Here is an 18,595-nt window from a genome sequence, read left to right on the forward strand (position 1 = left end):
ACGACAAGAACAACAACTCAGACATGGCGCAGCGCATCGACGATCGACAGCCGCGCCGCGCGCCGCGCGGGCCACCATGCGGACAGCACCGCCACACACGCGAGCGTCGCGAACGTCAGCGCGATCGGCCGCCATTCGCCCCACACGCGCACGGTCAGCGCGATCGAGTCGACGCGCGCGGGCGGCGTCCACGTGAGACCGCTGCGATTAATCAAGGCCGCGAGCAGCAGCGCAACGGCGACGCCCGCCGCCGTGCCGAACACGCCGAGCAGCAGCCCTTCGCAGACGAAAAGCCGCTGGATGTCGCTGCGGCGATTGCCCATTGCGCGCAGCGTGCCGATTTCGACGGTGCGCTCGACGACCACCGTGCTCATCGTGTTCGTGATGACGAACAGCACGATTGCGCTGATCAGCACGAACACGAAGCCGAAGATCACGTCGAACATCGAGTTCGTCTGTCCGTAGAACGGATTGAGGGTCGCGAAGTCGAGCACTTCCATCGGCTGATCGGGAAACTGCGCGGCGAGCAGCTGTTCGATGCGGCGCTGCGCGGCGGGCAATTGGCCCGTGTGCTTCAGCTGCACTTCGATTGCCGTCACGCGCGGCTCGTCCGCGCCGTAGACGAGGCGCTGCGCGCCCGCCAGATGCAGCGCGAGATAGATGTCGTCCAGCTCCTTCACGCCCTGCTGCTCGCCCTTCACCACCGTAAAGCCGCCGACGTTCGGCGCGCCGTGCACGCTCGTCGCGAGCATGTCGATGCGGGCCACCGCCGGCGCCTTCGTCGCGCTCGACGCTTCGGCCGCCGCGAGCGCGAGCACGTCGGCGGGCGCGGCGTCCGTCTCGCGCTGCTTGCGGTCGTCGAGCAGCGCCTGCGGCATCGCGCAATCCTTCACGTGCAGCGGCGCGCAAAGTTGCAGCACGCGCGCGAGCCCTTCGCCGATGACGGCGGCATCGTCGGCCGTGCCTTGCAGCGGCGACGCTTCGCGATCGAGCGGAAACCCGTAGTCGTTCCACGCTTCCATGCGCGTCTGATCGGCGGGAACCGTGCCCTCCGCGTACACGGTGCGCGACACGCCCGCATCGAAGTTGCCCGCGACGCCGCCCAGTTGCAGCGTCGGCGTGACGACGAGCGCCATCGGGCGCAGCATGGGGTCGTTGCGCAATACGTCGATCACCTTCGCGTAATCGCGGATGCCATAGGCCGTCGGGTTGCCGATGCCATACGCGAAATAGCCGCGCCGCTGCACCTGCAGATGACCGCTGTGCCGGACGATGTCCGTCTGCATGCCGAGCGTGATGTCCTTGCTGAAGCCGCCGAACAGCAGAATCGCGCACACGCCGACGACGATCGCGAGCAACGTCGTGACCGAGCGGCGGCCGTTGCGCTGCAGATTACGCAGCGCGAGGGTCAGTGCCTGCTTCATACCGCGACACCCCCGATTGCGCGCAGCGCGCGTTCGTGATGCACGATGCGGCCATCGCGGATCTGCACGAGTTCGTCGGCGGCCGCCTGGACCTGCGGATCATGCGACGACACCACGAACGATACGCGGCGCTGCCGCTGCATCTGGCGCATCAGGTCGATGATCGCCGCGCCTGTGTGGCTGTCGAGATTCGCAGTCGGTTCGTCGGCGAGCACGAGCGTCGGCTCGGCGGCGAGCGCGCGCGCAATCGCAACACGCTGACGCTCGCCGCCCGACAACTGACCAGGCCGCCGCTGTGCCTTGTCCGCGAGCCCGACGGCGTCCAGCAGTTCCGCGACGCGCCGCGCCCGCTCGCGCGCCGCAAGACGCGCCATCAGCAGCGGATATTCGACGTTTTCATACGCGGACAGCACGGGCAGCAGATTGAAGTTCTGGAACACGTAGCCGATCTGGCGCGCGCGGAAGTCCGACAGCGCATCGTCGGCGAGCTCGCTCGTGTCCTGCCCGTCGATCACGACGCGCCCGCTGTCGGGCCGGTCGATGCAACCCATCATGTTGAGCAGCGTGGTCTTGCCGCTGCCCGACGGTCCGCTCAGCACAGTGAGCGCATTCGATGCGATCCGGACGGAGACATCGGCAAGCCCGACGACCTGCACGCTGTCGAGCCGATATGACTTGCAGAGCCGATCTATCTGTATCGCGGTAGTGGTTATTGCGGACAATTTTGGAATCCGAATTCTTTAGGCGGCGAACGATACAGAACCTCTGCGGCCATCTGATATACGAATAGTCTTAAATCCTATCTTTTCCTTTGATATCCGAAATATCCCTACAGCATATTGATCAAAGATCGATGAGACTAGGGGCTTTGCAAACAGCCGCGACTGCGTGAAGACAGTCGCGATGGAGAACACATCGTGCATGACACTGTGTCTGGCCAACGGATTCGCCGCGCGGACGGTCGACGCTCACAGCGCGCGAAACGATGGCTGATGTACGCGGCGCTGGCCGCGATTGCTTCGAGCGCCGTCCATCCGGCGCTGGCGCAACTCACGGACGCGCGAACGGCCGACGTCGCGCCCGCGCTCGTGGGCAAGCTCGCTGTCGAGCAGCAGGTGCGCTGGCTGCGCCAAGCCGCGCAAACGGGAGCGATCGCGAAGCTCGACGACGCGCAACTGGTCGCGCTATTCCAGGCGCTCGATCCGCAGACGGTGCCGCGCTATGTGAAGGAAGGACCGAACGGCTATCCGTCGTATGAGTTCACGATGCGTCGTCAGGAGCGCATCAAGGGTGAATGGACGACGCGGCCCGATCACATGCTCGTGAGGATGACGCGCGAACCGCTGCGCATCTATATGACGTGGCTGCCCGACGGCCCGCACGCGGGACAGGAAGCGATCTACGACGAGACGAAGCGCAGCGATGCGATGTATGGGCATCTCGGCGGCATGTTGAACATCATGCCCATCTGGACGTCGATCGACGGCTCGCTCGCGCGAGCGCAGTCGAATCATTCCGTGCGGGATCTCGGCACTGAGTTCATCGCGACACAGTTCGTCGACGAAGCGACAAAATATGCGGATGCCGGCGCGCTGCGTCCGCAGAGCATCGAAGTGCGAACGATCGACGGCGTGCGCGTGATCGCGCTCACCTACGAGGTCAAGAACGGCGCGTCGGGGTTCTACGCGAAGAAGAAGACGCTCGGACTCGATCTGCGCTGGCCTTACTTCCGTACGGTCGAGGCATACGACAACGACGGGCAGCTGTTCGAGAAAATCGTGCTGGAAAGCGTGACGCCGAAGGCGTTCGATGCGTCGACTTTCGCTCCGAAGAATCCTGCCTACCGGTTCTGAGCGACTTTACCGGTCGCTGGCCGGGCGTCTACTCATACCGCTCAGAACGACGACCCCGGCTCGCGCAAGAACGCGATTTCTTCTTCGGTGGAAGGACGGCCGAGCAGCGCATTGCGATGCGGAAATCGCCCGAAGCGCTCGACGATCTTCGCATGCCGCACGGCCGAGCGCGCATACGATGGGTCCAGCCCCTGCGTTTCGAGCAGCGCGTACAGGCGCACGCCTTCGCGCTGGCTTTCCAGCGTTTCGTCGTGCTCGAACGGAATGTACGCGAAGGCGCGGTGATAGACGGTCGGCAGCAACAGGTCGCTGCCCTCTTCGACCATTCGGCGCGCGATGCCGACCGCCTGCGCATCGCCGTCATACATGCGCGCCGTATGCCGATGACAGTTGCGCGTGAACTGATCGAGCACGATCACGAGCGCGAGCGAGCCGAGCGGCGTAGCGAGCCACGCGTCGAGTTCATGCGCGAGCGCCGCTTCGATCAGCGCGCCGAAGCGCTCGCGCAGCATCGCGTCGAACGCGTCGCTGCGCTTGAACCAGCACTTGCGGTCGGTGCCGTATTCATCCGAGCCGGGCGCGCCGAACCAGCAGTCGAGCACGTCGCGCGCACGCGCGTCGAGCGACGCGTAGTCGCCTTGCGTCGACCCGGCGGCTGCGTCGATTCGCGCGCTCACGCGAACTCCAGCACCAGCCGTCGCGTGCGCGCGCTCTTCTTCTCCAGCTTCGCGACGCGCAGCGCGCCGATCTCCCGCGTATTGCGCACATGCGTGCCGCCGCACGGCTGCAGATCGACACCTTCGATGCGCAGCAGCCGCACGCGCCCCAACCCCATCGGCGGCTTCACGCTCATCGTGCGCACGAGTTCGGGGCGCGCGGTCATTTCGTCGTCGGTGATCCACTGCGTCGCGACGTCGTGCGCGCCGCCCACCAGTTCCGCGAGCCGCGCTTCCACCTGCTCGCGTCCGATCGGCTCGACGGTCGCGAAGTCGAGGCGAGCGTAGGCAGACGTGATGCTGCAACCGTCGACGGGATACGGCAGCACCGCGCACATCAGGTGACTCGCCGTGTGCAGGCGCATGTGCCGATAGCGGCGCTCCCAGTCGATCCGCGCCGTCACCTGCTGTCCGACGGCAAGCTGCGCGAGCAGCGCTTCCTGGCCGGGCGCGGGAACGTGGACGGCGTCGTCGGGCGTCGCGCCTTCGAATGCCGCCTTGCGCGTGTCGGCGATCTCGATGCGCGTGCCGTCGGCGAGCGTCAGTACGCCCGCGTCGCCCGCCTGGCCGCCGCCGAGCGGATAGAACACCGTCTGGTCGAGATGGATGCCCTGTTCGTCGATCGCGGTAATGGACGCGTCGCAGTGGGTCAGATAGGCGTCGTCGCGAAAGAGTGCGCGGGTCGTCATCGGGTGTCTCCTGATTCTTTGTTCGTGCCGGACATTATGCCGGGATCGCCAATGTCCGCCGCGTTCACATCGGAGCGCGCGCGGCGGAACTGTACCGGCCGTTTCGACGCGACGCTTTAACGACGCGCGACGCGTCAGCCCGGATGATTGCGCATCCAGTCGGCCGTATCGAAGAACGAATGCAGCAGACGCTCGCGCAGCGGCTCGGGCAGGCCGACGTCTTCCATCGCCCACGCCATGCAGCGCAGCCACTGGTCCCGCTCGCTCGATGCGATCTGGAACGGCAGATGCCGCGCGCGCAGACGCGGATGGCCAAAGCGGCTGATGTAGAGATCGGGGCCGCCGAGCCAGCCGCACAGGAACCAGAACAGCTTGTCGCGCGAGCCTTCGAGCGTCGGCGGATGCAGCTTGCGAATGCCGGCGAAATCGGCTTCGAGGTCCATCAGGTCGTAGAAACGGTCGACGAGTTCGCGCACGCGCGCCTCGCCGCCCACGAGTTCGAAGGCCGTCGGCTGCGACGGTGCTTCGTCAATCGGATCAGTCATACGGGCAACTACACATTCAAGAGGAACACAAAGGCATCGCGCGTTCGCGCCGATGCATCAAAGGACGCGCGCTTCTGACACGTTTCTCACGCGTCGCGCAGCGATTGCAGCGCGGGCCGCATCAGCACATGACGCAAGCTGATCCACCCTCCGACGGCCGCGCACGCGACGCCCGCCGCGATGCCCGTCGGCAGCAGCCACGGATTGAATTCGATCGTGAAATCGAACACACGCGTCGCGAGAATGAAACCGATCAGTTGCGAGCCGAGCGCGGCCATCAGGCCCGACAGCGCGCCGACCACGACGAACTCCGCGATCTGCACCGCCCGCACCTGCCGGTGCGATGCGCCGAGCGCGCGCAGCAGCGCCGATTCTCGCATACGCTCGTCGCGCGTGCCCGCCAGCGCTGCGTACAGCACGAGCACGCCCGCAACCAGCGTAAACGCGAACAGGAACTGCACCGCGCCGATCACCTGGCCGATCACGCGCTGCACCTGCGCGAGAATCGGCGCCGTATCGATCGCGGTGAGATTCGGATACTGGCCGACCAGCCCGTCGATCACCCTGTGCTGCTCGGGCGGCACATGGAAGCTCGTGATGAACGTCGCGGGATAGTCCTTCAACGCTGCGGGCGGCATCACCACGAAAAAGTTGACCTTGAACGAACCCCAGTCGAGCTTGCGCACGCTCGTCACGGGCGCCTCGATTTGCAGGCCCGTCACGTCGAAGCGCATCGTGTCGCCGACCTTCACGTTGAGCAGCTTCGCGAGTCCCTGCTCGATCGATATCTGCGGTTTCGACGCATCGCCGTACCACTCGCCCGACACGATCCGGTTGTCGTCGGGCAGCTGCGTCGTGTACGACAGGTTGAACTCGCGATCGACGAGACGCCGCGCGTCCTCGCTCTTGTAGTCGTTCGGGTTGACGGGCTTGTTGTCGATCGCGACCAGACGGCCGCGCACCATCGGCGCCAGTTCGATGCCCGCAAAGCCATGCGCGCCCAGATACTGCGTGATCGCATCGCGCTGGTCGGGCTGGATGTCGATGATGAACTCGTTCGGCGCATCGGGCGGCGTCGAGCGATGCCAGCCTTCGATCAGGTCGTTGCGCGTCATCGCAATCAGCAGCAGGCACATCAGGCCGATCGCGAGCGCCGTGATCTGCAGCGCGCTCGCGTTCGCGCGCCGCTCCAGCGACGCGAGCGCATAGCGCCAGCCGATGCCGATATGAAAGCGCTCGCTGCGCACGATGCGCGACAGGCTCCACAATGCGGCGCGCGCGATCAGCGCGAACACCAGGAGGCCGCCCGCGAAACCGCCCGCGACGATGCCGCCGAGCTTCAGCTCGCCCGCCGCGAGAATCAGCAGGCCCGCGAACAGCGCGATGCCGAGCGCGTACGCGGCCCACGCGGTGCGACCTTCTTCGCCCCACTCGCGGCGCAGCACGCGCACGGGCGGCACATGCGTGAGCGGCAACAGCGGCGGCAGCGCAAAGCCGATCAGCAGCACGAGCCCGGCCGCGATGCCTTCGAGCGCGGGCCAGATAGTCGGATACGGCAGCGTCACGTCGATCAGGCTGCCGAGCCACCAGAAGAGCGCGAGATGCCCGCCGAAGCCGAGCACGACGCCCGCGATGCCGCCGAGCAAACCGAGTCCGGCGAATTCGAACACGAACAGCGCGCGCAAGGTCCGCTGGCTCGCGCCGAGGCAGCGCATCGCCGCGCAGCTGTCGAGATGCCGCCGCATGTAGCGATGCGCGGCCATCGCGATCGCGACGGCGGCGAGCAGCGCCGTCAGCAGCGACACGAGCGTGAGGAAGTGGCTCGCGCGATCGAGCGTCTCGCGCACCTGCGGCTGGCCGTCTTGCAGCGACTCCAGCGCGACGCCGCGCATCTTGCCGTTGTCGACGCGCTCGTGCGCCCACGTCGCAAACGACGCGACGGGCTTGTCGCCGCCCGCCACCAGCAGCCGGTACGTGACGCGGCTGCCGTAGCCGAGCAGTCCCGTCGACGCGAGATCGTCGGCGCGCATCATCAGGCGCGGCGAAAAATTGACGAACGCGAAGCCGCGGTCCAGTTCGCGCGTGATCAGCGCGCCGATCGTGAAGTCGCGTCCGCCCACCTTGACCTTGTCGCCGATATGCAGCTTCAGCGCGTCGAGCAGTTGCTGATCGACCCATACGTCGCCGGGCGGGGGAATGCCGCGCACTTCGCGGTCGGGCGCGCCGGGTGCGAGCGCGATCCGCAACGCGCCGCGCAGCGGATAACCCGGCGACACGGCCTTCACCGCCGCGAGCCGCGAGACGGGCTGCGCCGCCGTCGAGTTGACCATGCTGGGGAAGATTGCCGTGGTCGCCGTTTCGAGGCCGAGCGTCCTGGCCTGCTGCGCGAATTGCGCATCGACGGGATGATCGGCGCGGACCACGAAATCGGCGGCGATCATGCGCCGCGCGTCGCGTTCGAGCCCTTGATGCAGACGGTCCGCGAGAAAGCCGACGCTCGACAGCGCCGCGACGGCCAGCACCAGCGCGAACAGCAGCATCGTCAGCTCGCCCGCGCGCCAGTCGCGCGCCGTCATGCGCAACGACTGATGCAGCAGATGGCCCAGCGACAGCCGGTGCGCGGATGCAGGCCGCTTCGGGCGTTCAGGCGGAAGCTCGGGGGGAGCCTGAGTGGTGACGCGTTCGGCTTCGCTCAATCGTGTCGGCTCCTCGCGAGTCGCGACACCATATGCGTCGCCATGCCGCGAAAGCCGCCCTGCACGCCGCGCCACAGACGCGGCAGCGCCCAACTCGCGAGCACCAGAAAGCCCACGAGCAGCACGAGGAACAGCACGGGGACAAACAGCGCGAGCAACAGGCCGCCGAACACGAGCCCGTCCTCGGCCGCTGACGTGACGACATTCGACACCGGCTCCGGCGACAGGTTGATCAGCGCGCGCGTGCCCGCCTTCGTCAGATGCGACGCGCCCGCGAGCGTGCCGCCCGCCAGCGCGGCGATCGTCATCAGCGACGGATCGGCGTGGCCGAGCGCGCCGACGGCCAGCACGGCGCCCGCCGGAATGCGGATGAACGTGTGGATCGCGTCCCACAACGAGTCGAACGCGGGGATCTTGTCGGCGAGAAATTCAGCGAGGGTCAAGACGGCCGCCGCGCCGATCACCAACGGCGACTGCAGCACGGACAGCGTATCGGGCAGATGGATGATGCCGGTGCGTCCGAAAACGCCCGCGATCAGCACGGTCAGGTACAGACGCAAGCCGCTGCCCCACGACAAGCCCGCCGCAAGCGAAAGAGGTTCAAGCATGGCCGCCTCCGAGGCGCGCGTCGCGTGCCGTCAGTTCCGGCGGCCTGCGCTCGGGATCAGGAAGCCAGGGGGCTCCGCCGTGCCGAAGCCGCCGGATCCGCGCATCAAGGCCGCGCGGAGCAATTTCAGGATGATTTCCGTCTCATTATAGCCACGTCAATTCGACGGCCGCATGGGCTTTGCGGGCATTTGTGGCATCTTTGCGGCACTTTTTTGAACGGGTGTGCCAACGAAGGGCGAGCGACGGGTGGACGACGCTCCGGCGACAGGCCGATGACCGGCGGCGCGCCGAAAGGCCGGCGCTCAGTGCCCCGACGACAGTTTGAGTCCAATCAGCCCGACGACGATCAGCACCGCGCTGCCGACCCGCGCGGCCGTCACGGCCTCGCCCATCATCACGATGCCGAAAATGAATGCGCCGACGGCGCCGATGCCCGTCCAGACGGCGTAAGCGGTGCCGAGCGGCAATTGGCGCATGGCCATCGCCAGCAGCACGAAGCTGCCGAGCGCCGTCACGACGGTGAACACCGACGGCCAGAAACGGGTGAAACCTTCGGATGACTTGAGACCGGCCGCCCACGCAACTTCCAGCAGACCGGCGATAAAGAGAAGAATCCAGGACACGAGACGAACGCCCAGTGTGAGTGGGGCCGTCCCCGTTGAAAGCGGATGCAGCAAGGTCGTCCTTGCTGGGCGCAATTATATCAAGATGGGCGCCATTTCTCCGTCTGCCATACGCCGGCGGATATGGCGATGCAGCCGCCTCAGACGACGCCCACGAGCCGGTAGCCGACGCCCGTCTCCGTCACGATGTGCTCGGGCTGCGCGGGATCGCGTTCGAGTTTCTGCCGCAGATGCGCCATGTAGATGCGCAGATAGTGATGGCTCTCGACATGCGACGGCCCCCACACGTCGCGCAGCAGTTGCCGGTGCGTGAGCACGCGGCCCGCGTGGCGCACGAGCGTCGCGAGCAGCCGGTATTCGAGCGGCGTCAGATGCACGGGCTCGCCGTCGCGCGAGACCTGGCGCAGCGCGAGATCGACGGTCACGCCGCCGAAATGCACCTGTGGCGTTTCGTTCGCGCCGCCCTGGTTGCGCCGGCGCAGATGCGCGCGAATCCGCGCGAGCAGTTCGGAGACGCCGAACGGCTTGGTCAGATAGTCATCGGCGCCCGCGTCGAGCGCGGCCACCTTCTCGCTTTCCTGGGTGCGCGCCGACAGCACGATCACGGGCAACTCGCTCCAGCCGCGCAGTTCGCGGATCACGTCGAGGCCGTCGGTGTCGGGCAGGCCAAGATCGACGATCACGAGATCGGGCTTGCGCGTGGCTGCTTCGATCAGCCCCTGCTTGCCCGTCGGCGCGTCGTGCACGACGATGCCCTCGCCTTCCAGCGACGCGCGCACGAAGCGGCGGATCTGCTGCTCGTCCTCGATCAGTACGACGGTGATGCTCAGGTCACTCATGAATGGGTATGCGGATGCGTGTCGGCTTGCTGTCGATTATGCGGTTCCGGCGATTCCGTCGCTTTTTGCGTGTCAGACGCTGGCGTTGCACGGGGCGCGGAATCGGTGGTATCGGGGGCATCGGCGGCTTCGGTAGAATCAGCGGCTTCGTCAGGCTCCGGCAGCGCGGATGCCGCATCGTCGGGTCCGGGCGGCGGCGTCTCGACGGGCAGCGTGAACCAGAAGCGCGCGCCCTCGACGCGTCCATCGGCGGCGACGCGGTTGGCCGCGCCGATTCTACCCCCATGCGCCTCGGCGATTGCACGGCAGATCGCGAGCCCTAGGCCGATGCCCGGCTTCGCCGATTCCTTCTCGCCGCGCGTGAATTTCTCGAAGATGCGCGTTTCCATGCCGGGCGGCAGACCGGGGCCCATATCGTCGACGGTCACGCGCACGAACGGCTTGCCGTTCTCGTCGATGCGCTGCGCGCCGATCACGAGCGGCGTATCGGGTGGCACATACTTCGCCGCGTTTTCGAACAGGTTCGCGAAGAGGCGCTCCATCAGCACGGCGTCGATTTGCAGCAGTGGAAGATCGGCGGGCAACGCAACCTGCACGGGATGCCGCGCGAGCGTGCGCTTGCAGTCGCGCAGCGCCGAGCCGACCGTCTCTTCGAGCAGCGACCATTGCCGGTTCAGCTTCAGGCCGCCCGCCTGCAGACGCGCCATGTCGAGCAGGTTCGTGACGATGCCCGTCATGCGCAGCGCTTCTTCGTGGATCGCGTCGACGAGCTCGCCTTGCGCCGCATTCGCGCCATCGGCAGACGCCTCGCGCTGCGCGGCGAGCATCGACGAAAAGCCGACGATGGCCGTGAGCGGCGTGCGCAGATCGTGCGATATCGCCGACAGCAGCGAGTTGCGCAGCCGCTCCGACTCCATGCTGACGAGCGCATCGCGCGCGATATCGACGTAATGCACGCGCTCGAGCGCGAGCGCGATCTGCGCGGCGAACGCGTCGAGCATGCGCTGCTGCTCGGGCACGTCGAGCTCGCGCTCGTCCTGCGTCGCGACGGCGAGCACGCCGCGCGTGCGCATCGGCGCGCGCAGCGGCAGATAGAGCGCCTTCGCGGCGGGCAGCGTATCGGTGCCGTGGCCCGCCGGCTTCTGCTGGTCGTAGACCCATTGGCCGACGTCGACGTCGAGCGAAGCGGCATCGAGCATGATGCTCACGTCGGGATCGTCGATCTTCTGCTTCACCTGATCTGCGCTATCGGGCAACAGCACCGCGACGCGCGCGCGGAACACCTCGCTCACGTGCCGGCTGCCGATGCCGACGATCTGCTCCGTCGTCAGCGCGGCCGCCAGTTCGCGCGCCATCGCGTACATCGCGCTCGTGCGCTGCTCGCGACGGCGCGCGACGCTTGCTTCGCGCCGCAACGTCGATGTCAGATGGCCGATCACGAGCGAGGTCAGCAGCATGCCGAAGAACGTCAGCAGGTATTGCGTGTCGCTGACGGAGAACGACATGCGCGGCGGTACGAAAAAGAAATCGAACGCCGCGACGGAGAGGAACGACAGCATCACGCCCGGTCCGCGGCCGAGCTTCACCGCCGTGAAGATCACGCCGAGCAGGTACAGCATCACGAGATTCGCGAGGTCGATGCGATCGATCAGCTGGCTCGCGACCAGCGTCACGCCCGCGCAGATCGCGAGCGCCCACGCGTAGCTGCGCGGCGGCGAATGGCGGTTGCGCGCGACGCTCAACGCTTCGCGCCATGCGCGTACTTCCTGGTCGGCGCGGCGGTCGCGCGTCAAACCCTGCGTCCGTTCCGCTTCATCGCTGCTCGCGCGGATCAGCGTGAGGTCGAGATCGCTTGCGCGTTCCGCGAGGTGCTCGCCGAACGGCCGGCGCAGCCAGCGCGCGACGCCCATCGCCGCCGAGCCGCCCGCGACCAGCTTCGACACGTTGCGCACGCGCGCGTAGCCGATCAGCGTCGAGACGGCGTCCGCGCCCGCGAGCGTCGCCGTTTCCGCGCCGAGTTCGGCGGCGAGCTTGAGCGCGTCGAGCGTGCGTTTGCGGTGCGCGTCCGGCAGGCGCTGCAGCTTCGGCGTCTCGACATAGACGGCGATCCAGTCGGCCTTCAGGCTCGCCGCGAGACGCGCAGCCGCGCGCACCAGCAGCGGCGCTTCGGGGCCGGGCCCGACGCACACCAGCAGACGTTCGCGCGCCTGCCAGATGCGCTGGATCGAACGGTCCGCGCGATACTCGCGCATCTGCGCATCGACGCGATCCGCCGTGCGCCGCAGCGCCAGTTCGCGCAGCGCGATCAGGTTGCCCTTGCGAAAAAAATTGCGCACCGCGCGCTCGGCCTGCTGCGGCATGTAGACCTTGCCGTCGCGCATGCGGTCGAGCAGTTCTTCGGCGGGCAAATCGACGAGCGTCACTTCGTCCGCGCGATCGAACACGCGGTCGGGCACCGTCTCCCACACACGGATGCCCGTGATCTGGCCGACCACGTCGTTGAGGCTTTCGAGGTGCTGAACGTTGACCGTCGTATAGACGTCGATGCCCGCGTCGAGCAGTTCGTACACGTCCTGCCAGCGCTTCGTGTGGCGCGCGCCCTGGACGCCTGGCGCGGCCCGGTTCGAATGCGCGAGCTCGTCGACGAGGATGAGCTGCGGCTTGCGTTCGAGCGCGGCATCGAGGTCGAACTCGGCTAGCAGCCTGTTGCGGTATTCGATGCGGGCGAGCGGCAGGACGTCGAGGCCTTCGAGCAGCGCCGCAGTTTCGCCGCGGCCATGCGTCTCCGCGATGCCGACGACGACATCGACGCCTTCTTCCTTGCGGCGTCGCGCGGCGAGCAGCATCGCGTAGGTCTTGCCGACGCCCGCCGACGCGCCGAAGAAAATCTTCAGCTTGCCGCGCTGGCGTTTTTCTTCTTCGCGCTGGAGTTTGTCGAGGAGTTCGTCGGGGTCGGGGCGGGACATGGCATCGTGTATTTGTTTGCACTTCCGTGCGGGTATGGTGGCACGTTTTTTCTGTCTGCGACGGCGATTGTTTTTTGTCTGCGACGCGTTGGTCTTTTTAACGTGCCGCTGGCATCCGCTTTAGCGCCTCGCGGCGCAGGCGTTGCCCCTGTGCGGGGCGGCACTCACTTTCTTTGCCGCCGCAAAGAAAGTAAGCAAAGAAAGCGGGCTCACACCGCCAGTGCTTGACGATTACCCACGGGCTCTCAACGTCCCCATACTTCATGCGACAGCATGCTATCTCGTGCGCGTTGCCCACGCATTTATTCGATGCCTCACCTGCCTCATGCACCCGCGTTGCAGCCCGCGACATCGAAGATTCCCCCGCCCCTTTGCGGCAAACTGTGTGTAGGCATTCGCACCGCACAGGACACCCTCGCTACGCGATGCGGCTACAAGTGCGGGCGGCTTCCTGTACGACACAGCAACCTCATTCACTACCGACGTGCGGCGCTGAAACAGCCGATGCCCTTAGCCGTGCCACGCGTGCATGAAGCGGGTGAGGCGTTTAGCTAGAGCGTTGGCAATGAACACAAGCCAGCACACTGCCGCACTAAACACGGGGACGTTGAGAGCCCGTGGGTAATACAGAGCACTGGCGGTGTTAGCCCGCTTTCTTTTGCCTACTTTTCTTTGCGGCGGCAAAGAAAAGTAGGTGCCGCCCCGCACAGGGGCAACGCCCGCGCCGCGAGGCGCATCGCGGATGCCCGCGATAAGGGCAAAACAACACCCCACACTCAATCACCCGTGCTGCGCCTCATCAAGCGCGAGGTTCAACTCGAGCACATTCACCCGCGCCTCACCGAACAAACCAAACTGCCGACCGCGCGTATAGCGGTCAACAAGCGCCGCAACATCGTTCGCGTTCATCTTGCGCGCCGCCGCCACGCGCTCGACCTGATATGCGGCCGCCGCAGGCGAAATCTCGGGGTCGAGTCCACTGCCCGACGACGTCACCAGATCGACAGGAACGGCCGTGCCGGCGGACATGTGACCGGCCGCCTTCAATGCATCGAGGCGCCCTTTGGCTTCATCGGCGAGCGCCGGGTTGATCGGGCCGAGGTTCGAGCCGCTCGAACCTTGCGCGTTGTACGGCATCGGCGTCGTCGCCGACAGGCGGCCCCAGAAGTACTGCGGCGCGTCGAACTGCTGGCCGATCAGCCGCGAGCCGACGACCTTGCCGTTATGCTCGATCAGACTGCCGTTGGCCTTGTCGTGAAAGACGGCCTGGCCGAACGCCGTCATCACGGCGGGATACGCGAGACCCGTGAGCGCCGTCAGCACGGTGAAGATCACGAGCATCGGACGAAAAAGCGATTTCATGATTCAGCTTCCTTTATCTGTCTATCGTCGCGCGCATCAGACCCAGCCGAACGCGGCCAGCACCATGTCGATCAGCTTGATCCCGAAGAACGGCACGATGATGCCGCCCAAGCCATAGACCAGCAGATTGCGGCGCAACAGGATCGCCGCGCCGAGCGGCCGGTACTTCACGCCCTTGAGCGCGAGCGGAATCAGCAGCACGATGATCAGCGCGTTGAAGATCACCGCGGACATGATCGCGGACGTCGGCGTTGCCAGATGCATCACGTTCAGCGCGTTCAGTGCCGGGTACGTCGTCGCGAATGCCGCGGGGATGATCGCGAAGTACTTCGCGACGTCGTTCGCAATCGAGAACGTCGTGAGCGAGCCGCGCGTCATCAGCATCTGCTTGCCGATCTCGACGATCTCGATCAGCTTGGTCGGATTCGAATCGAGGTCGACCATGTTGCCCGCTTCCTTCGCGGCCTGCGTGCCCGTGTTCATCGCGACGGCCACATCGGCTTGCGCAAGCGCCGGGGCGTCGTTAGTGCCGTCGCCCGTCATCGCGACGAGCCGGCCTTCGCCCTGATGCGCGCGGATCGTCGCGAGCTTGGTCTCCGGCGTCGCTTCCGCGAGGAAATCGTCGACGCCCGCTTCCGCTGCGATCGCCGCGGCCGTCAGCCGGTTGTCGCCCGTCACCATCACCGTCTTGATGCCCATCTTGCGCAGCTCGGCGAAACGCTCCTTGATACCGCCCTTCACGACATCCTTCAGCTCGATCACGCCGAGCACGCGCGCACCACCCTCGCCCTTCTCTGCGACAACCAGCGGCGTGCTGCCGCGACGCGCGACTTCTGTCACCGCGTTCGACACATCGGCCGGGAAGCGGCCGCCGTGCGCTTCGACGTAATGCTTCACGGCATCGGCGGCGCCCTTGCGGATTTCGCGGCTGGGCAAATCGACGCCGCTCATGCGCGTCTGCGCGCTGAACGCGAGAAAGATGGGATGCAGCGTCGCCATGTCGCGCTGGCGGATATTGAAGCGCTGCTTCGCGAGCACGACGATGCTGCGGCCTTCCGGCGTTTCGTCCGACAGCGACGACAGTTGCGCGGCATCGGCGAGCGCTTCTTCCGTCACGCCCGATGCGGGAATGAACGCCGACGCCTGGCGGTTGCCGAGCGTGATCGTGCCCGTCTTGTCGAGCAGCAACACGTCGACGTCGCCTGCGGCTTCGACCGCGCGGCCCGACGTCGCGATCACGTTCGCCTGCATCATGCGGCTCATGCCCGCCACGCCGATCGCAGACAGCAACCCGCCGATCGTAGTCGGAATCAGGCAGACGAGCAGCGCGACGAGCGCCGTGATCGTCACGACATGGCCCGCTTTCGCCGCTTCGACGGAGAACATCGAGAACGGCAAGAGCGTCGCCGTGGCGAGCAGCAGCACGATGGTCAGCGCGACGAGCAGAATGGTCAGCGCGATTTCGTTCGGCGTCTTCTGACGCTTCGCCCCTTCGACCATCGCGATCATGCGGTCGAGAAACGCTTCGCCAGGATTGGCCGTCACGCGCACGACGATCCAGTCCGACAGCACGCGCGTGCCGCCCGTCACCGACGAGAAGTCGCCGCCCGACTCGCGGATCACGGGCGCGGATTCACCCGTGATCGCCGATTCGTCGACAGACGCGACGCCTTCGATCACTTCGCCGTCGGCGGGAATCGTGTCGCCCGTCTCGACGAGCACGACATCGCCACGGCGCAGATCGGACGCCGTCATGATGCGGATCGGCGACTTCGGATGCGGCTCGTTGAGCTTCTTCGCCATCACGTCTTTCTTCGCGCTGCGCAGCGAGGCCGCCTGCGCTTTCGAGCGCCCTTCGGCGAGCGCTTCGGCGAAGTTCGCGAACAGCACCGTGAACCACAGCCACAGCGACACCGCGAGAATGAAGCCCGCGGGCGCCTCGGCCTGGCCCATCAGCGCGGCGATCCAGAGGATCGTCGTCAGGATGCTGCCGACATACACGCAGAACATCACCGGATTGCGGAACTGCGTGTGCGGTTTGAGTTTCTTGAAGGAGTCCACGATCGCCGGGCGCACGAGCGCCGGATCGAACATGGACCGCGTAGCGGAATGGTCAGTCATTTCTTCCTCTAATTGCTTCGCCTGTTTTGTGCGTCTCTTACGTGGCACAGACAGTTCGTCAATGGCCCGCGATCATCATCAGATGCTCGACGCCGGGACCGAGCGCGAGTGCGGGCACGTAGGTCAGCGCGCCGACCAGCAGCACCGTGCCGAGCAGCAGCACGACGAAGAGCGGGCCGTGCGTCGGCAGCGTGCCGCCCGTCACCGCGATGCGCTTCTTCGCGGCGAGCGAGCCTGCGATCGCGAGCACGGGAACGAGCGTGCCGAAGCGGCCGAACCACATCGCAATCGCCGTGAGCCAGTTGTAGAACGGCGTGCTCACGGTGAGGCCCGCGAATGCGCTGCCGTTGTTGTTGGCCGCCGAGCTGAACGCATAGAGAATTTCGGAGAAGCCATGCGCGCCCGGATTCAGGATGCCCGCCTTGCCCGCATCGGTGAGCACGGCAATCGACGTCGCGACGAGCACCAGCAGCGGCGTCAGCAGCACGACGATCGACACCATCTTCATCTCGTACGCTTCGATCTTCTTGCCGACGTATTCAGGCGTGCGGCCGATCATCAGTCCCGCGACGAACACCGCCAGCATCGCGAACACGAGCATCCCGTACAGACCCGAGCCCACGCCGCCGAAGATCACTTCGCCGAGTTGCATCAGGAGCATCGGCACGAGGCCGCCGAGCGGCGTCAGCGAGTCGTGCGTGTTGGCGACGGCGCCGCACGAAGCCGCCGTCGTCGCGACCGTGAAGATGCCCGACTGCGCGATGCCAAAGCGCGTTTCCTTGCCTTCCATGTTGCCGCCCGCTTGCAGCGCGCTCGCGGACTGATCGACGTGCAGCGTCGTGAAGAGCGGATTGCCGCTTTGCTCCGCGCCGATCTCGCCCGCGATGCACACGGCGAACGCGATCGTCATCACCGCAAGCACGGCGATGCCCTGCTTGCCGTCGCCGATCATGCGGCCGAACACGAGACACAGCGCGGCGGGAATGATCAGGATCGAGAAGATTTCGACGAAGTTAGAGAACGGCGTCGGGTTCTCGTACGGATGCGCCGAGTTGCCGTTGAAAAAGCCGCCGCCGTTCGTGCCGAGCATCTTGATCGCTTCCTGCGTGGCGACGGGGCCCATCGCGATGGTCTGCGACTTGACGGGCGTATCGACCATCACGGGGTTGCCCTTCGCGTCCTTCACCGCGTTGCCTTGCGCGTCCGTCTTCGGCGCCTGGTACGTGGTGGTTTGCAGCGTCGGCACTTCCTGATAAGACTCGAAGTTCTGGATCACGCCCTGGCTCATCAGCAGCGCCGCGACGATCGCGGCCATCGGCAGCAGCACGTAGAGCGTCACGCGCGTGATGTCGACCCAGAAGTTGCCGATGGTCTGCGCGGTATGACGCGCGAAGCCGCGCACCAGCGCGATCACGACGACGATGCCCGTCGCCGCCGACAGGAAGTTCTGCACGGTGAGGCCGAGCATCTGCGCCAGATAGCCGACCGTCTGCTCCGGCGAGTAGTCCTGCCAGTTCGTGTTCGTGACGAAGCTGACGGCCGTGTTGAATGCGCCGTCGACGGTCATCGCGCCGAACTGCTGCGGGTTGCCGGGCAGCCAGCCCTGCACGCGCAGCAGCACGTACAGGAACACGAGGCCCAATACGTTGAACGCGATCGTCGCGATCGCGTACTGCTTCCAGCCCATTTCATGCGTCGGATCGACGCCCGCGACGCGATACAGCAGACGCTCGAGCGGTCCGCCCAGTTTGACGACGCGCGACGTGCCGTCCATCACGCGCGTCAGATAGCGCGAGACGGGCACGGCCAGCGCGAGCAGCACGACGATGAAGATCGCCGGCTGCAGAACATTGTTGAAGTTCATTCAATGTCCTCCGCGCGCAGCAGCGCATAGACGAGATAAACGAAGAGCAGCGCGGTCGCCGCCCCCGATAGCCAGAGGATCCAGATCATGAGCGCGCTCCCTGACCGCGGCTATAGCGTGTGAGCCGCTCGCATCCGGCGATCAATCCAAAGGTCAGCGCAGCGAAAAGCGCGATGCCCCCGACGTACAGCACATCCATTTCATGTTCTCCAAATGTAGGGCGATGGATGCCCGCAACGTTATGCCGATCGGCGTAAAGGGCTGGTCAAAGGTTGGGTGAGGGGTATA

The 18,595-nt window shown here is 66.0% G+C and carries 16 protein-coding genes; 1 reads left to right on the forward strand and 15 read right to left on the reverse strand.

Translation table 11 applies throughout. The features are described 5' to 3' along the window. Positions 1–17 precede the first annotated feature (17 nt). Positions 18–1,424 (reverse strand): ABC transporter permease, encoded by a 1,407-nt coding sequence (locus VSR68_RS28625; protein ID WP_342943067.1) that lies wholly within the window; start codon positions 1,422–1,424, stop codon positions 18–20. After that, positions 1,421–2,137 (reverse strand): ABC transporter ATP-binding protein, encoded by a 717-nt coding sequence (locus tag VSR68_RS28630; protein ID WP_342943147.1) that lies wholly within the window; start codon positions 2,135–2,137, stop codon positions 1,421–1,423. The genes VSR68_RS28625 and VSR68_RS28630 overlap by 4 nt, the downstream gene beginning before the upstream one ends. Positions 2,138–2,416: 279 nt before the next feature. Here VSR68_RS28630 and VSR68_RS28635 point away from each other — a divergent pair, with 279 nt between their 5' ends. Further along, positions 2,417–3,277: a DUF1571 domain-containing protein gene (locus VSR68_RS28635; RefSeq protein ID WP_342943148.1), complete on the forward strand. Its 861-nt coding sequence runs from the start codon at positions 2,417–2,419 to the stop codon at positions 3,275–3,277. Between the two features lie 41 nt (positions 3,278–3,318). Here VSR68_RS28635 and VSR68_RS28640 read toward each other — a convergent pair whose 3' ends face one another. The 13 genes from VSR68_RS28640 to VSR68_RS28700 all read right to left on the reverse strand — a co-directional run bounded on the left by VSR68_RS28640 (position 3,319) and on the right by VSR68_RS28700 (position 18,506). Continuing rightward, positions 3,319–3,954 (reverse strand): DUF924 family protein, encoded by a 636-nt coding sequence (locus tag VSR68_RS28640; RefSeq protein WP_342943068.1) that lies wholly within the window; start codon positions 3,952–3,954, stop codon positions 3,319–3,321. After that, on the reverse strand, positions 3,951–4,682 hold the full coding sequence (locus tag VSR68_RS28645) for an alanyl-tRNA editing protein (protein WP_342943069.1): 732 nt from the start codon (positions 4,680–4,682) through the stop codon (positions 3,951–3,953). Before VSR68_RS28645 ends, VSR68_RS28640 begins: the two co-directional genes overlap by 4 nt. Positions 4,683–4,816: 134 nt before the next feature. Then, entirely contained in the window at positions 4,817–5,227 is a 411-nt protein-coding gene (locus VSR68_RS28650) for a group II truncated hemoglobin (protein WP_342943070.1), read from the reverse strand. A gap of 86 nt (positions 5,228–5,313) precedes the next feature. Next, the gene (locus tag VSR68_RS28655) at positions 5,314–7,803 is read right to left on the reverse strand and encodes an ABC transporter permease (protein ID WP_342943149.1); all 2,490 of its coding nucleotides are present in this window, start codon (positions 7,801–7,803) and stop codon (positions 5,314–5,316) included. A 116-nt stretch (positions 7,804–7,919) separates the two neighbouring features. After that, positions 7,920–8,531, reverse strand: a complete 612-nt coding sequence (locus VSR68_RS28660; protein ID WP_342943071.1) for a DUF4126 domain-containing protein — start codon at positions 8,529–8,531, stop codon at positions 7,920–7,922. 303 nt (positions 8,532–8,834) lie between these two features. Further along, positions 8,835–9,155, reverse strand: coding sequence for a quaternary ammonium compound efflux SMR transporter SugE (gene sugE / locus VSR68_RS28665; protein ID WP_342943072.1), 321 nt, complete (start codon positions 9,153–9,155; stop codon positions 8,835–8,837). 140 nt (positions 9,156–9,295) lie between these two features. Beyond that, positions 9,296–9,994 carry a two-component system response regulator KdpE gene (kdpE, locus tag VSR68_RS28670; protein WP_342943073.1) on the reverse strand — a complete coding sequence of 233 codons (699 nt, stop codon included), beginning with the start codon at positions 9,992–9,994 and terminating at the stop codon, positions 9,296–9,298. Next, positions 9,991–12,960: a DUF4118 domain-containing protein gene (locus VSR68_RS28675; protein ID WP_342943074.1), complete on the reverse strand. Its 2,970-nt coding sequence runs from the start codon at positions 12,958–12,960 to the stop codon at positions 9,991–9,993. Before VSR68_RS28675 ends, kdpE begins: the two co-directional genes overlap by 4 nt. A 780-nt stretch (positions 12,961–13,740) precedes the next feature. After that, entirely contained in the window at positions 13,741–14,322 is a 582-nt protein-coding gene (gene kdpC, locus VSR68_RS28680; protein WP_342943075.1) for a potassium-transporting ATPase subunit KdpC, read from the reverse strand. Between the two features lie 36 nt (positions 14,323–14,358). Then, positions 14,359–16,443: a potassium-transporting ATPase subunit KdpB gene (gene kdpB / locus VSR68_RS28685; protein WP_342943076.1), complete on the reverse strand. Its 2,085-nt coding sequence runs from the start codon at positions 16,441–16,443 to the stop codon at positions 14,359–14,361. Between the two features lie 58 nt (positions 16,444–16,501). Further along, entirely contained in the window at positions 16,502–18,307 is a 1,806-nt protein-coding gene (gene kdpA / locus VSR68_RS28690; RefSeq protein WP_342943077.1) for a potassium-transporting ATPase subunit KdpA, read from the reverse strand. Continuing rightward, on the reverse strand, positions 18,304–18,396 hold the full coding sequence (gene kdpF / locus VSR68_RS28695) for a K(+)-transporting ATPase subunit F (RefSeq protein WP_087734544.1): 93 nt from the start codon (positions 18,394–18,396) through the stop codon (positions 18,304–18,306). The genes kdpA and kdpF overlap by 4 nt, the downstream gene beginning before the upstream one ends. Continuing rightward, a complete protein-coding gene (locus tag VSR68_RS28700) occupies positions 18,393–18,506 on the reverse strand; it encodes a potassium ABC transporter ATPase (protein ID WP_087734543.1) in 114 nt (37 codons plus the stop codon). The genes kdpF and VSR68_RS28700 overlap by 4 nt, the downstream gene beginning before the upstream one ends. Between the last annotated feature and the right edge of the window lie 89 nt (positions 18,507–18,595).

The organism is Paraburkholderia phymatum, assembly GCF_038900715.1.
Classification (GTDB): domain Bacteria; phylum Pseudomonadota; class Gammaproteobacteria; order Burkholderiales; family Burkholderiaceae; genus Paraburkholderia; species Paraburkholderia phymatum_A.